This is a genomic window from Legionella norrlandica (assembly GCF_000770585.1).
Lineage (GTDB): Bacteria > Pseudomonadota > Gammaproteobacteria > Legionellales > Legionellaceae > Legionella > Legionella norrlandica.
Genome location: NZ_JNCF01000017.1, coordinates 1 through 15,695 on the forward strand (window position 1 = coordinate 1; position 15,695 = coordinate 15,695).

Consider the following 15,695-nt stretch of genomic DNA (forward strand, 5'->3'; position numbering starts at 1 on the left):
CTACCAAGCGTGCAATCATCATGCTGCAGACACTATTGGATGTCACATTAACCATTGTAGCATGGGATCAATGATAATACTGATGGCGGCTACTGCAATTAATACGGAGGGGGGGAAGCCATAGACTGATAAAATTAATAATTCACCAAGCATCCCACCACTTGGAATAGCACCCATGACTGTTCCTACTAATAGGGAAACGCCAATTGCCGTGAGTAGTACAGGTAGGCTGGCAAAAGGCAAATGGAAAATCCCAAATAAAAAGGCAATTTTAAATACACCGCCTATTACCGATCCGTCTTTATGGATGATGGACCCTAATGGGATTGTTGTTTCATAAATTTCTGAAGGAACACGCATGGCTTTTGTTGCCATTAAATTGGCAGGAATGCTGGCAGCACTACTGCAAGTTGCAATTGAGGTTATTGTTGGAAGAAAAATATTTCTCCAAAATAATAAAATGCCTTGTGATCTTCCCGCAAGATAAGCATATCCTGTTAAAGCAAGAAAGAAGTAGAGCAGTGTAGATGCATAATAAAGTATGGCGATGCGTAGATAACTTTCCATTAACTGAGGGCCAATTTCACTGACTAATACTGCAAAATAGGCAAAAAAGCCAATAGGGGCATAGTACATAATTAGTTGAAATACATACATAAATACTTCTTCACCTGCTTTTAAGAAGGAATGAAACATTATTCCTTTGCCTTTGGAGTGAGCGACAGCTAATCCCACAAAGACTGAAAATAGAATCAGGGCTAGAATATGTTCATGTGAGAATAATTTAGGAAATTCAGAAACAGTAAATATGTCAATAATTTGGTTTGAGATATTGATTGAGGAAAGCTGTTTGGGTGTTTCCAAAGATAAAGACACACCATGCGCAGGAGGAAAGAGTAAAACTATAAAAATAGCATAGAGAGAGGCTAGGATTCCTGTAAATAGGAAGACAACTAACATGGAGTAAAATATTTTGCCTAGTTTTCCAAAGGAACCTGTTCTTGCAATAGCGGAAGATATACTAAAAAAAATGAGAGGAACAATAGTCGTAAAAATCAAATTAAGGAAAATATCACCTAATGGCTTTAACCAGGCTATGTTTTGTCTGAAAAAATAACCTGAAAGGCCTCCAAACACGATGGATAAAATTAAAATGATTGGGAAGGTGTAGGATTTAAGAGAGTTAAATTGAGTAGTCACTAAAGATATCCTTTCTTTTAAATTGGGTCTAGAGCTAAAATTCCAATCACCTCGCTAATATAGGTTGAGCAAAATGCCCCAACCTATATTTAGCACAAAACATAGCTTATCTGATTATCAATCAGATTGTTAAGCCCAACTCATTTGATCATAATGATTCAATCCTGATTTTATGTTGCAATAGCTTTTCTCTTGCAAGTTGAGCTTGAGCTAATTTCTCTTGCTCTTTAGTGATGATTTCCGCGGGTGCTTTATCAGTAAACTTAGGGTTATTTAATTTACCTTGAGCCAGATCAATGTCTTTATCCAGTTTGGCGAGTTCTTTGCTCAACCTTGACAGCTCTGCTGCTTTATCAATTAAATCGGCCATAGGTATCAGCAGCTCAATTTCTCCTAACACTGCTGTTGCGGAAACAGGTATTTTATCATGAGGATTTAAATAATTAATATGATTGATTTTACCAAGAGTTTTTAGAATTTTTTCATATTTTACAATACGCTCTTTTAACTCGGGAGTAATATTGCGCACATGTAAAGGTATTTGTTTGGCAGGAGAAATTGACATTTCACTACGGATTGTTCGCAGGGATTGAATTGCTGATTTTAACCAATCCAATTCTTCTTCGATTAACGGATTGATGAATTCTTCACTAACCTTGGGATAAGCACTTAACATAATACTGTTCCCATTTTCACTAGTAAATTTTGTAGTTTTTTGCCAAATTTCTTCAGTAATGAATGGCATTAAAGGATGTAGGAGCTTCAATATTTGATCCAGAACATGGATTAAAGTTTTTCGAGTACCTCTTTTCATCGCGCTTAACGCTTCTTCATCTTGTAATATGGGTTTGGATAACTCCAGATACCAGTCACAATATTCATGCCAGACGAACTCGTAGAGTGTATTGGCTAGCAGATCAAAGCGATAGGTTTCAAAATAATAGTGGACTTTGCTGATGGTGTTTTGTAGTCGTGATAGTATCCATTGATCGGCAGGGCTATATTGAAACGCTCCATCTCCAAAATCAATTTGCTCCTCATCCGTGTTTAGTAAAACATAGCGTGCAGCATTCCATAATTTATTACAAAAATTTCTATACCCTTCTACCCGGCCAATATCAAAACGGACATTACGACCGGTAGAGGCGAGAGAACAGTAGGTAAATCGTAGTGCATCTGTTCCATACGCACTAATCCCTTCGGGAAATTCCTTGCGTGTTGCTTTTATAATTTTCTCACGAACAGAATTCAACATGAGATTAGAGGTCCGTTTGGCTATTAAAGAATCCAGATCAATTCCATCGACAATATCCAGGGGATCCAGGACATTACCCTTGGATTTTGACATTTTGTGACCTTCGCTATCACGAATCAGACCAGTTATAAAAATTTCTTTAAAGGGAATTTTTCCGGTAAACTTCAACCCCATCATAATCATACGGGCGACCCAGAAAAATATAATATCAAATCCAGTTACTAATATAGAAGTAGGGTAAAATTGTTCCAGTTCTGGTGTTCGCTCAGGCCAGCCTAAGGTTGAAAATGGCCATAATGCTGATGAGAACCATGTATCCAAGACATCTTCGTCTTGCTTTAAGGGAGTATTTTCGTCAATATTATACTTAAAGCGGACGTCATTTTCGCTGTAGCCTACATAAGTATTTCCATGGGTATCATACCATGCAGGAATTCTATGACCCCACCAAAGCTGGCGACTTATACACCAGTCTTCAATATTATCCATCCACTGAAAGTAAGTTTTATCCCATGTATCAGGAATAAACCGAATGTCTCCTTTTTTTACCGCTGCGATGGCTGGTTCTGCTAATGGTTTGGTTTTAACATACCATTGATCAGTGAGTAGGGGCTCAATAATGACATTGGACTTTTCACCTCGAGGTACTTTTAATTTATGAGGTTCTGTTTTAATCAATAAGCCTTCATTTTCCAAGTCTTTGAGGATTTGTTCTCTGGCTACAAATCTATCCATCCCTTGATATTTTAAAGGAGCATTTTTATTTATAGTCGCTTTTTTAGTTAATATATTAATTTGAGGTAATTGATGACGTTTACCTACTTCATGATCATTAAAATCATGTGCAGGAGTAATTTTTACACAACCACTCCCAAATTCTTTATCGACATACTCATCTGCAATAACAGGTATCGTTCTATCACACAATGGAAGATGAACATGTTTTCCTATGAGATGTTTAAAGCGCGAGTCATCAGGATGAACTGCAACAGCAGAGTCCCCGAGCAAGGTTTCAGGACGTGTTGTCGCTACTACCAAAAATTCTTCAGAATCCACAACAGGATAGCGTATATGCCAAAGAAATCCATCTTCCTCTTCAGAAAGCACTTCAAGATCCGAGACCGCTGTACCTAATTTGGGGTCCCAATTGACGAGACGAGTTCCTCGATAAATAAGACCTTCTTCATAAAGTTGTACGAATACTTTTTGAACAGCTGCAGATAGCCCTTCATCCATAGTGAAACGTTCACGGCTCCAATCGACAGAAGCCCCTAAACGCCTCATTTGTTGAGTTATGGTATTGCCAGATTCATTTTTCCATTGCCAAACTTTTTCCAGAAATTGTTCACGAGTTAGATCTTTTCTAGATATTCCTTCTGCTTCTAATTGACGTTCAACAACAAGTTGAGTGGAAATACCAGCGTGATCGGTGCCTGGTTGCCATAATGTCTTATCTCCAAGCATACGGTGGTATCTGGTAAGTGCATCCATTATGGTATGCTGAAAACCATGCCCCATATGAAGACTTCCTGTGACATTAGGTGGTGGAAGCATGATGCAAAATCGCTTACCTTCACCTCGAGGTTGAAAGTAATGATGATTTTCCCATTTCTTATAAATTGCTTGTTCTATTGTTTCGGGAGAATAGGTTTTATCCATCATCGTTTGTAGCCTATGTTGGTAAAAATTCTGAATTTTATCATAGAGTATGGGAATTTAGCCATTTTAAGATTCAGGACATTTTAAGATTCAGGACAGCAGGCCAAAATCACACTAGCCCTTTCCCCAAAGGGGCTAGGGCATTTATGGTTCTTCTGAAATCTGCCATTGGCAGAACTCGCTAGAAAGTTATGATTGTGAGGAAATCTTTAAAAATTTTCATAAATATTGAAAATGAAAATTAAGCTACCTCAGCAGGTTCATTGGGTTTATGCCTATGATCTTCAGCAATGTAGGTATATAAGGTCGGTACTACAAACAAAGTGAAGCAAGTACCAACTAATAAACCAGTTGCAATAACCAGACCTATATCAAATCGACTTACTGCTCCAGCACCGCTTGCGATAAGGAGCGGTATTACACCAAACACCATCGCTGCTGTTGTCATTAATATGGGGCGCAATCTAATTCCTGCAGCTTCTTCGACTGCGGCACGTTTATCAAGATTTTTCTCACGTTGTAAATGATTGGCAAAATCCACTATTAATATTCCATGCTTACTAATAAGCCCAATTAAAGTAATCAAACCAACCTGAGTGTAAATATTAATTGTAGCAAGACCTAAGTTAAGCGGAATTAAGGCGCCACAGATAGACATTGGTACGCTGATTAGAACAATCAGAGGATCTCTAAAGCTTTCATACTGAGCTGCAAGAACTAAAAAGATAACAATAATTGCAAAGAGGAAGGCGAAAAGGAGCGCACTGCCTTCCTGCATAAATTGTCTGGATCCTCCTCCATAATCATAAGTAAATCCTTTGGGTAAGACTTCTTTTGCCGCTTCTTGTAAAAACGCCAAACCTTGGCCCAAGGTTTTACCGGGCGTCATTACTGCTTGAATTGTGGCAGAATTTAATTGTTGGAAATGAGTTGCTGCATTAGGCTGTGTTTTTTCAACAGGGATAACGACAGTAGATAGGGGAACCATTTGCCCATTTAATGTTTTAACATAGATGTTGCCTAATTGTTCCGCAGTAAGACGAAAATTACGTGCAAGTTGTGGAATGACCTGATAGCTGCGGCCTTCCAAATTAAAATAATTAATATAATTACCGGAAAGGGCGCTAGTTAAACTACTCCCTAATGCACGCATATCCAAGCCCATTTCTGAAGCTTTAGCGCGATTAATATCAAATTCAACCTGAGGTTGATTAAATTTTAGAGAGTTATCTATATAAATAAACAGACCACTATTTCTAGCTTTTTCAGTTAACTTATTAGATACATCCATCAAACTTTGGAAATCATTGGTTGTCTTAACAACAAATTGCACTGGAGGACCACCGCCACCTCCCGGTAGAGGGGGTGGGATAATAGCAAACGCATTGAGTCCAGCAACTTGAGATAATTTTTTCTGGAGTGGTTCTTTTAAATCAAATTGACTTGTTTTTCTTTGGTCCCATGGTTTTAGAACCATACCTGAGATAGGTTGACTCATGTTTACGGTAAAGTAGTTCTCTGCTTCAGGAAAACTTTTATAAATCGCATCAAAAGGTTTTGTAAAGGCTTCTATATAATTTAAAGTGGCATATTGGGGGGCTGTCGCCATAACAAAAAAGAAACCTTGATCTTCATCCGGGGCTGTTTCAGCTGCTGTATTAGTGTACAAATAGGGCAACATTAAAATAACGACCCCTGCAAACAGCAGCATAATTTCGCGAGTGTTTAACAAACTATGGAGTGCTCTCTGGTAAATGTTTTTAAGTTTGTTAAAAAGATCATCTAAAAAAAGAGAAAATTTCCCACTGGAAGCTTCTTCCGATAGAATTTTGGAGCACATCATAGGAGATAATGTTAACGCAATGATTCCTGAAATGATAACGGCACTTGCCAGTGTAAAAGCAAATTCTTTGAATAACGCGCCAGTTAAGCCCCCCATAAATCCAATTGGTGCATAAACAGCTGCAAGCGTAATGGTCATGGCGATAACTGGTATTCCAATTTCTCTGGCCCCTATAATTGCCGCTTCGAAGGGAGTTTTTCCTTCTTCTAAGTGTCTATGCACATTTTCTACGACTACAATGGCGTCATCCACTACCAATCCTATCGCCAACACAAACGCAAGAAGGGTCAGTAGATTAATACTGTATCCAAGCATGAGCATTAATGTGCAAACACCTATCAAGGATAGCGGGATGGTAATTACAGGGATAAGAACTGAACGAATAGATCCTAGAAACAAAAAGATAACAATAATAACAATGACTGCCGCTTCAATGATAGTTTCCATTACTTCGTGAATTGATGCCCGTATGAACGCTGTAGCATCATATACGATGGTGCCGCTTAATGAAGGTGGGAACTCTCTTACAATTGAAGGGAAAAGTTTCCTCGCATCATTGATCACTGTCAGTGGGTTAGCGGTTGGTGTTGGAGTAATGGATATAAAGACAGCTTTTTTACTATTAAAAGTAACTGAGCTGTCATAATTTTGCGAACCTAACTCTACTTTAGCTATATCTCGAAGCCTTATGATCGAACCTTTATTACTTCTTACGATAAGTTTTTGGAATTCCTCGACATTATTCAAATCGGTTTTAGCGGTCAAGTTGATTGCGACGTATTCACTTTTAGTATTCCCAGCAGCCGTGAGAAAATTATTGCTGGCTAAGACTGCGGAAACATCTGCAGGAGTGACATTAAGGGCAGCCATTTTAATTGGATTCATGAATATTCTCATGGAATAGGTTTGTCCGCCTAAAATCTCAGCTTTTGCAACACCATCCACAGTTTGCAGCTGTGGTTGTACAACTCGGGTAGCGTAGTCAGTAATTTGTTGGGGTGTCATATCCTTACTGTCTAAACTGATGTACATTAATGCTGTTGATGAGTCTGATTTTTTCAAGATGACTGGTTGCTGTGACTCTTTAGGTAACTGGTTGAGAGTCTGTTGTACTTTACTCATGACATCTGTAAAAGCGACTTGAGGATCAAAATTTAATTTAATATTTAAAGTGATGGTACTTAGTCCCTGTTGGCTGGTCGAAGTCATGTAATCGATCCCTTCAGCACTGGCAACAGCACTCTCGAGAGGAGTTGTAATGAATCCAGCTATCAGTTCAGCATCAGCGCCTGGATAACTGGTCATAATAGTGATTACTGTATTATCCATTCGGGGATATTGGCGAATTTGCATTTTATATATGGAATTTATTCCGAATAAAAAAATCAGCATGCTGACCACAATGGAAAGAACCGGGCGTTTGATAAAGAGATCTGTAAATTTCATAAATTATCCTGCTAAAAAACTGACCAAACTCCAAATTTTGGGTAAAGAATAATAGACCTTAATCATGGCAATGTTGTCATTGGCTTGTAAGTTCGATGCGCCACCTTGAAAATGTCTTAGCCGCACATGGAGTATTCCATATGGTTTAAGAATTAAATTGCCAACATTCGCTACTGTCCTAACTTATCTGGGCTAATTTCAGTATCAAGGTTAACACTGTTATTAATAACAACAGGTGTGCCGTTTTGTAATTTTAAATCGCCGGTGCTTACAACTAACTGACCAGCTTTAATGCCTTTCTTAATAACAGTGTAATTTCCCTGCTGTTCTCCAGTAACTACGAATACTCTATTTACCACCAATTGATCGGTGCCATCTTTATTTTTCTTTCCTTCTTTATTTTTTTCAATGATATAGACCGCGTTTCCATAGAGGCTATAAGAAATAGCTGTGGATGGTACTATAATTGTGTTAGGTTCTACGGGTTGATCTACTTCAATAGATGCAAACATACCTGGTATAAATACAAATCTCCTTATTTTATTTTGTTTGTTCAATTCAGAGTTGCAAGTAACAATTATTTTATCTCCTCTCACTTGTTTGCGAGTTTTAATAAGAGGTGATTTGGTTGGATCTTTAATAGCCTCAGCTGGGCAATTAGGCAAAATTGCCTGTACTTGAATATTATGAGTGGTTAAATCTACTTTAGAATTTACAGCATGAATAGTTCCCTCAAAAATTACATTAGGAAATTCTTCAACAGTAAATGATATAGCCTGATTAAGATGAATGCGTTTGTAGTATTGTTCTGGTAAATAAAATTCCAGGTATAAGGGATCTAATGATTGTAATGAAACTATGGATGTTTGTCCTGGAGTGACATATTGGCCCAGATTGACCTGGCGAATTCCTAAACGACCTGAGAAAGGAGCTCCTATGTGTTTCTGTCGAATTTGTGCTTGAATTTGTTCTACTTTCGCTTGGGCTTGCTGTAAATTGGCTTTTGCCTCATCAACGCTAGAACTTGGAGTAGCGCCGCGCTTAAACAAATCAGTTTGGCGTTTGTAACTGAGCTCCTTGAGCGTTAACTCGGCCTGGTTAAAGTTAAGCAAGGCTTGATCAATACTGTCATCAATGGTAATGAGCGGTTCATCCTTTTCGACATATTGACCTGATTCAAAATGAATTTTGATCACATTACCAGATGCTTCAGAGTTGACTTCCACTCCATTAATTGCAATGAAATTCCCTACCGCGTCGATAGTTGGTTTCCAATCTACTGCCTGGGCAACTGCAGAGGAAACAGTAACAGCAGGGGGGGCATAACTGGCGAAGAATTGTTTAATCATGTATGCCTTAATTAGATTAAAAGCAATGATCCCACCGAAAACAACCAATAAGGTTATTCCCATGATAGTCATTCGCTTATTCATTTTCCTTCCCCTGTTAATACTCAAAAATTATGTTCACAATTCATCGAAAAGCCATATTTGGCACGTTTTGAGCAAAAACAAATCAAAAAGCTTGGATAGCCCTCTGTGCTGGCTTTTCATCTTATTTTTCGCTCAAATCTGGTCTTTTACCAAGATTTTAAAATGGTGATGAAGATATGCAAAAATTTAATTTAGCAAATATAACATAAACAAATACTTTATCATCTGATTGTTTATGATTACCTAAAAATTTTTAAACGTCTTATGTATGTGCGATTAATAATGAAGAATCTTTAGCTCTTAGGATGATGAATATTAAAAGGAATAGTCTGTGAAGAACCCTTCTTTATGGGTACAAAAAAATCCTATTGACTAAATTGGATACTTTGATACTATGCAGCTTCCATCTTACTAAGGGGAAACACATGAAGTTAAAATCGTTGTTATTTGTTGTATGTTTCAGTTTATTTTCTAACGTTTTTGCTGCTAATCTTCACTTACATCCTAAAGCAGACAGTGAAGATAAAAAATCGATACAAAAAAGTCTAACCTACCCTGGTTATTGTCAAATTGAAATTATCAATCAAAGTTATACTGATGTTCGTGTATTTGGTACTTTTGATGATGGTGCAACTATAGATTTTAATATTTATCGTTATGAGTCACCTCATTACATAAGCCTCTTTTATAATTTCTATTGCCATAGCGGTATGTATATTACTATTACATCTCCTTATTACACTATTTATTCAGGTTGGACCAATGTGAACAGTACTATTCGAGTTGTTCCTTACTTGAAAGAAGCTAAAGCAGAATTATCAACCAGATAATTCTATTAATAAGGGAAAGCTTTTCAAAATGAGCTTTCCCTTACTTTTTGAGGAGTTGTACATGAAATACCTCATTTCCCTTGTTTTCTTTATTCCCTTGCTTTCCTCCTGTACCGTTATTCAAGAAGATTTTTATCAGCCAGGATATCTTGAGTCCGCCCCCAGAGTGGAAGTCAATCGTTATTACCCACAAGGGTATTATAATCGGCAGCATTACAGGAGTAATAACCGCTATTATTATGCGGCACCAAGAGGAAAAGTTTATCATAATCACCCTGATGCTCGAGGCAATGCCGTTATAGTCAATCCTTCTCACCCTCAATCAAGCATAGAAATTCGGCCAAATGTTCATGAGCACACCGCGAATGATAGCTCTGTCCACAGACATCCATTTAGTAATAGTTCTGGCTCTGTTCATGGCCATCCTAATTCTAATGTTCATGGACATGATGACGTTCAGGGCACAATAACTCAAAATGAGCAAGCTTATGGATCGCGCCCTGAAGAGCAAAAAAGAATTCACGGGCACAGTTAATATTCAAGAGCATTGTTGTAAAATAAATTGTAATCTCATTAGATTCCTCCCTCTTCCAGTGGGAGGACATCAAAACACTTCATCAGACTTAGAAACTCTACTGCCATGGAGAATCGCTTTGTCGATACGGTGCTCGAATCCTTTTATACTCACATACACTGCAGTTCTGTGCTCTGTTTCACCTCGCACGTTAAATCACACCCTAGAGCTATTATTTTTTTCGTATCTAGATAAATTTTATGGTACTCTAATAACGTTTTTATCTTTAAGGAGCCTTTATGCGTGACTCACTGAAGATGTTAATAGTGGGATCTATATCTATGATAATTATTGCATGCGCTTCTTCTCCTTTATCAGAAAGTACAGGAGAGTATCTAGATAGTTCAGCGACTACGACTAAAGTAAAAGCCAGTTTAGTTGATCAGTTAGGAACTACAGGATTTGCTATAAAAGTAAAAACCTATAAAGATCAAGTTCAGCTTAGCGGTTTTGTTGATTCCCAAAGAATAAAACAAAGAGCGGGAACCATTGCAGCAGGAGTTGACGGAGTTAAAGGTGTTCGTAACGACATTATTATAAAATCAAACTAAACTAAATATAAACACAAACCAAGGAACATTCATGTTTAACGAAAGTTATACTATAGAAAATTTTGATGATGTTCTTTTTAAAGCAATTTCTGATGAAAAACGACGTCAGGAAGAACATATTGAATTGATAGCATCTGAAAATTATGTAAGTCCTAGAGTGCTGCAAGCTCAAGGTTCTATTCTGACTAATAAATACGCAGAAGGCTACCCTGGTAAACGCTATTATGGTGGTTGTGAGTTTGTTGATGTGGCTGAAGAGCTTGCTATCTCAAGAGCAAAGCAACTTTTTGGAGCTCATTACGTCAATGTTCAACCACATTCTGGGTCGCAAGCCAATGCCGCTGTTATGATGGCCTTGCTCTCTCCAGGAGATATCTTTTTAGGTATGGCTTTACCGCATGGTGGGCACCTGACTCATGGATCTAAGGTTAATTTTTCAGGGAAATTATATAATGCTGTAGAATATGGCGTTGATCCTGAGACAGGTTTGATTGATTACGAGGCACTGGAAAAACTGGCTCTTCAACACAAACCTAAATTAATTATCGCTGGCTTTTCGGCTTATTCCAGAATCATCGATTGGTCACGATTTAGAGATATTGCTGACCAAGTAGGTGCTTATTTAATGGCTGATATGGCTCATGTAGCAGGACTTGTTGCTGTTGGGCTATATCCTTCTCCCATTCCTTATGCAGATGTAGTGACTACCACAACCCACAAGACCCTAAGAGGGCCTCGTGGAGGTTTAATACTTTGCAAGGAAAATGAAGAAATCGAGAAAAAATTAAACTCTGCAGTATTCCCTGGTATGCAAGGTGGCCCATTGATGCATGTTATCGCTGCAAAAGCAGTTGCTTTTGCAGAAGCCTTATTGCCTGAATTTAAAACCTATCAAGAGCAAATTTTGAAAAATGCTCGAACCATGTGTGCTGTATTGAAAAGCAGAGGGTATGATATTGTTTCTGACGGGACAGATAATCATCTTTTACTGGTGGATTTAATTAATAAAAATATCACGGGGAAAGAAGCGGATGCTGCTTTAGGTAAAGCAAATATCACAGTAAATAAAAATACAGTTCCTAATGATCCCCGTTCACCTTTTGTAACCAGCGGATTACGATTGGGAACACCGGCAGTGACTACACGAGGCTTTAAGGAAAAGGAAATTACTCTCTTATCAAACTGGATTGCGGATGTTCTTGATAATATTAATGATGAAACCAATATTTCCAGAGTGAAAACTCAAGTACTGCTTTTATGTCGTGAATTTCCGGTTTATGCCTAATCATGTATTGTCCATTTTGTCATGCAGAAGAAACAAAAGTTGTTGATTCACGTCTGGTTGCGGATGGTGCCCAAGTTCGCAGGAGACGTGAATGTCTAGAATGTCATGAGCGGTTCACCACTTTTGAAACCGCTGAATTGATCATGCCATTAATTATAAAGCGCGATGGAAGAAGGGAGCCATTCAATATAGAAAATTTGCGTTCTGGCATGTTGAGAGCTTTGGAAAAAAGACCAGTTAGTGTGGATGATCTGGAAGAGGCGATCATTTCTATTACTCAGGAGATTAGACGAAGAGGTGAACGAGAAATAGATTCCCAAGTGGTTGGTGAATTAGTGATGAAGGAATTATTCAGATTGGATCATGTGGCTTATGTACGTTTTGCATCAGTGTATAAACGCTTTAAAGACGTTAGCGATTTTAGGCAAACAATAGATCAAATGAAAAAAGAAAAATAACCGCTTACTACGAAGCTCTTCGCTACTTTTAATGACAGAAAAGGCAGAGCTTTGAAGATTATGGATGAAGGTTTAAGGTGAATAGCTGCAAAGAAGATAAGGAGAAATCTTGGTTAAGCCCTAGAATAATATGAGGTAATAGTGGAAAAACAATCAATTCGAGGTAAAAGACGAGCGCGGAAGCTTGCATTGCAAGCTCTTTACCAATGGCTAATGTCAGGCACTGATCTTCATGAAATTGAAGCGCAATTCAGAGCAATTAACAATATGGATAAAGTAGATGGGGAATATTTCTGCCGCCTCTTGTATGGTATCCCAGCCCAAGTGGACTCTTTGGAAGCTAATTTGTTACCTTATCTAGATAGAGAAGTCAGTGCATTAAATCCTATTGAACTAACTACTCTGCGAATTGGAGCATTTGAATTGTTCCATTGTCCAGAAATTCCATATAAAGTGATTCTTGATGAATCAATCTCGTTAACTAAAGAATTTGGTTCTCAAGAAGGATATCGTTACGTTAATGGCGTATTGAATAATTTAGCGAAACAGGTTCGTTCTGTTGAAATCAATCTTCATAATGAATGAATTTACCCTTATTGATCATTATTTTAAATCCATCCCTCTGAAAAGGAGTGATGTACTTTTGGGTATAGGGGATGATGCAGCATGCCTGCAAATTCCTGCTGGTATGGATTTATTAGTAAGTACAGACACCTTGGTGTCGGGCATTCATTTTCTTCCCCAATGGAAACCTTATGATATTGCTTATAAAGCAGTCATGGCTAATATCAGCGATATAGCGGCTATGGGAGCTCAGCCATGCTGGGCAACGCTTGCTTTGACATTATCCGGATTGGATCAAGTTTGGCTTGACTCATTTGCCCAAGGAATAAAAGATTCACTGAATTTGTTTAATGTCGATCTAATCGGTGGCGATACCACCAAAGGCCCATTAGCAATAACCTTAACGATTATGGGGACTGCACCCCATGGTCAATCCATCAGACGTTGTGGGGCAAAGGCAGGCGATGCGATCATGGTTTCCGGTCAGTTAGGCGCAGCAGGATTAGCTGTAAAATTCCTGGATAATCAAAAAATCAATTCAAAAGACAAAATGGAGTTAATGGATAAATTGTTGCACCCCCAACCACGCGTTGATTTTATGAGTTTACTCCGAAAATATTCTACTGCAGCCATTGATATCTCTGACGGGTTAAGTGCTGATTTAAATCATATTTGCGTTGCGAGCAAGGTTGGCGCTATCTTGTTTAAAGAAAAAATACCGGTGCATCCTTTATTAAATAAATATTGTTCTGAAGAAGCTATTGATTTGGCTCTTTCAGGAGGCGATGATTATGAATTATGCTTTACAGTGCCCTCTCAGCGGCTGGATGTGTTTCGACAGGAGCTCCAAAAAGAAAATCTAGCATGTTTTCTTGTTGGTATGATAGAAGAGAAACCAGGATTAAGAATACAATCTGCCAATAATCTGAGTGAGGAGTTGCAACCACGGGGCTATTCACATTTTTAAATCTCGTTTATTCTAAAATGGTGTGAGAGGGGCATTTTGAGGAACGAATATGAATCAAGCAAATTTAGCAAATAGAGTATGGCAAGATCCAGTTTATTTTGTTGCTTTTGGTTTTGGAAGCGGTTTGATGTCAGTTGCTCCAGGTACTTGGGGAACTCTAGCCGCAGTGCCACTTTATTTGTTAATCATAAATGCCCATTGGAGTGTTTATTTATTAGGGGTTATTTTAGCCTTTATACTGGGAGTGTGGGTAAGTGATAAAGTCTCTCGCGATTTGGGTATCCATGATTATAAAGGGGTAGTGTGGGATGAAGTAGTTGGTTATTTACTGACTATGTTTTTAGTACCTAAAGGAATCGTATGGATGTTAACGGGATTTATTTTATTTCGCCTCTTTGATATTTGGAAGCCACAACCAATACGTATCATAGATCAGCGAATTCAAGGTGGTTTTGGAATTATGTTGGATGATATTTTGGCGGCTGTGCCCGCTTGGTGCATTTTACAAATTTTAGCCTGGAGCCTTGCTTGATGAATGAAAATCATAAAGAACTGATTAGCATAGGGCTTACTGTTGGTATAATTGTTTTCTCACTTTATATCGTTCACAAATTCATTCCATCCATAATTTGGGCTGCCATTATTGTAATTGCAACTTACCCTCTCTACATTAGATGGCGTAAATTATTTGGCAATAGACACAACACATCTGCTTTTTTATTTACCACTCTCATGGGGTTATTATTCCTTATCCCCTTAAGCTGGTTGATTGGAATCTTAATTAAAGAGTCGCAATTATTTATTAATTTTTTGCAGCATGTGAATAAAGATGGAGGAGCTGCGCCTGCTTTTTTTAAAGATATCCCGTTTATTAGTGATGATCTAATCAAATATTGGGATGAAAATATTGGTAGACCAGGGAATATTAGGGAGTTCTTGTCTAATTTGCATATTACTTTAACATCAACCAGTTATTACATTAAGCAAATTGGGTTTAATTTAGCTCATCGTAGTTTTCAATTGGGCTTTACTCTCCTAACTTTATTTTTCTTCTACCGGGATGGCGACCAATTATTATTACAAATTCAGCATATAGGCGAATATTGTTTAGGTGAGAGATGGTTCCGATACTCAGACAGGCTTCCCAGTGCCTTACGGGGGACAGTGAATGGAACAATTGTGGTTGGTATCGGAGTCGGTATATTAATGGGGGGGTGCTATGTTCTGGTTGATTTTCCCGCCCCTACTTTAGCTGGATTTATTACCGCTTTAGCCGCAATGATACCCTTTGTTGTTCCTGTAGTTTTCGTCATAGTCGCCTTAATATTGCTTTCTATTGGCAGTTTGGTTGGGGGTGTCATTGTTTTGATATGGGGAACACTGGTTATGTTTGTTGCTGATCATTTTGTAAAACCAGTCCTTATAGGTGGTGCGATACAATTGCCTTTTCTAGCGGTCTTATTTGGTATCTTGGGTGGAGTAGAAACGCTGGGATTGTTAGGTTTATTCCTAGGACCAATGGTGATGGTTTTATTCATAACCTTATGGCAGGAGCCGCAAAGGAGCGTAAAGTAATAGGTCACCCTAATAAACTTCTTTGAAGTTTATTAGGGTGACCTATTACAATTCA

12 protein-coding genes and 1 pseudogene are annotated in these 15,695 nt (G+C 38.1%); 9 read left to right on the forward strand and 4 right to left on the reverse strand.

Annotated elements, in window-relative coordinates; genetic code table 11:
* The 4 genes and pseudogenes from OK13_RS05945 to OK13_RS05960 form a co-directional block, all read right to left on the reverse strand.
* Positions 1 to 1,200: pseudogene (locus OK13_RS05945) on the reverse strand (dicarboxylate/amino acid:cation symporter); the annotation flags it as partial.
* A gap of 148 nt (positions 1,201 to 1,348) precedes the next feature.
* Positions 1,349 to 4,114, reverse strand: coding sequence for a valine--tRNA ligase (locus OK13_RS05950; protein ID WP_035888916.1), 2,766 nt, complete (start codon positions 4,112 to 4,114; stop codon positions 1,349 to 1,351).
* A gap of 241 nt (positions 4,115 to 4,355) precedes the next feature.
* Complete coding sequence (locus OK13_RS05955) at positions 4,356 to 7,403, reverse strand: efflux RND transporter permease subunit (protein ID WP_035888855.1); 3,048 nt, start codon at positions 7,401 to 7,403, stop codon at positions 4,356 to 4,358.
* 170 nt (positions 7,404 to 7,573) lie between these two features.
* Positions 7,574 to 8,836, reverse strand: coding sequence for an efflux RND transporter periplasmic adaptor subunit (locus OK13_RS05960; protein WP_035888856.1), 1,263 nt, complete (start codon positions 8,834 to 8,836; stop codon positions 7,574 to 7,576).
* Between the two features lie 425 nt (positions 8,837 to 9,261).
* Here OK13_RS05960 and OK13_RS05965 point away from each other — a divergent pair, with 425 nt between their 5' ends.
* From OK13_RS05965 to OK13_RS06005, 9 genes are all read left to right on the forward strand, one after another.
* Positions 9,262 to 9,666, forward strand: coding sequence for a hypothetical protein (locus OK13_RS05965; RefSeq protein WP_035888859.1), 405 nt, complete (start codon positions 9,262 to 9,264; stop codon positions 9,664 to 9,666).
* 61 nt (positions 9,667 to 9,727) lie between these two features.
* Positions 9,728 to 10,201: a hypothetical protein gene (locus tag OK13_RS05970; RefSeq protein ID WP_035888860.1), complete on the forward strand. Its 474-nt coding sequence runs from the start codon at positions 9,728 to 9,730 to the stop codon at positions 10,199 to 10,201.
* Between the two features lie 278 nt (positions 10,202 to 10,479).
* A complete protein-coding gene (locus tag OK13_RS05975; protein WP_035888862.1) occupies positions 10,480 to 10,791 on the forward strand; it encodes a BON domain-containing protein in 312 nt (103 codons plus the stop codon).
* Between the two features lie 31 nt (positions 10,792 to 10,822).
* A complete protein-coding gene (gene glyA, locus OK13_RS05980; RefSeq protein WP_035888863.1) occupies positions 10,823 to 12,076 on the forward strand; it encodes a serine hydroxymethyltransferase in 1,254 nt (417 codons plus the stop codon).
* A gap of 2 nt (positions 12,077 to 12,078) precedes the next feature.
* Positions 12,079 to 12,534: a transcriptional regulator NrdR gene (gene nrdR, locus OK13_RS05985; RefSeq protein ID WP_035888865.1), complete on the forward strand. Its 456-nt coding sequence runs from the start codon at positions 12,079 to 12,081 to the stop codon at positions 12,532 to 12,534.
* A 141-nt stretch (positions 12,535 to 12,675) separates the two neighbouring features.
* On the forward strand, positions 12,676 to 13,119 hold the full coding sequence (nusB, locus tag OK13_RS05990) for a transcription antitermination factor NusB (RefSeq protein WP_035888867.1): 444 nt from the start codon (positions 12,676 to 12,678) through the stop codon (positions 13,117 to 13,119).
* Positions 13,112 to 14,065 (forward strand): thiamine-phosphate kinase, encoded by a 954-nt coding sequence (thiL, locus tag OK13_RS05995; RefSeq protein WP_035888869.1) that lies wholly within the window; start codon positions 13,112 to 13,114, stop codon positions 14,063 to 14,065. Before nusB ends, thiL begins: the two co-directional genes overlap by 8 nt.
* A 49-nt stretch (positions 14,066 to 14,114) precedes the next feature.
* The gene (locus tag OK13_RS06000) at positions 14,115 to 14,597 is read left to right on the forward strand and encodes a phosphatidylglycerophosphatase A family protein (RefSeq protein WP_035888871.1); all 483 of its coding nucleotides are present in this window, start codon (positions 14,115 to 14,117) and stop codon (positions 14,595 to 14,597) included.
* Positions 14,597 to 15,640, forward strand: coding sequence for an AI-2E family transporter (locus OK13_RS06005; protein WP_035888872.1), 1,044 nt, complete (start codon positions 14,597 to 14,599; stop codon positions 15,638 to 15,640). The genes OK13_RS06000 and OK13_RS06005 overlap by 1 nt, the downstream gene beginning before the upstream one ends.
* The last annotated feature ends 55 nt before the right edge of the window (positions 15,641 to 15,695 follow it).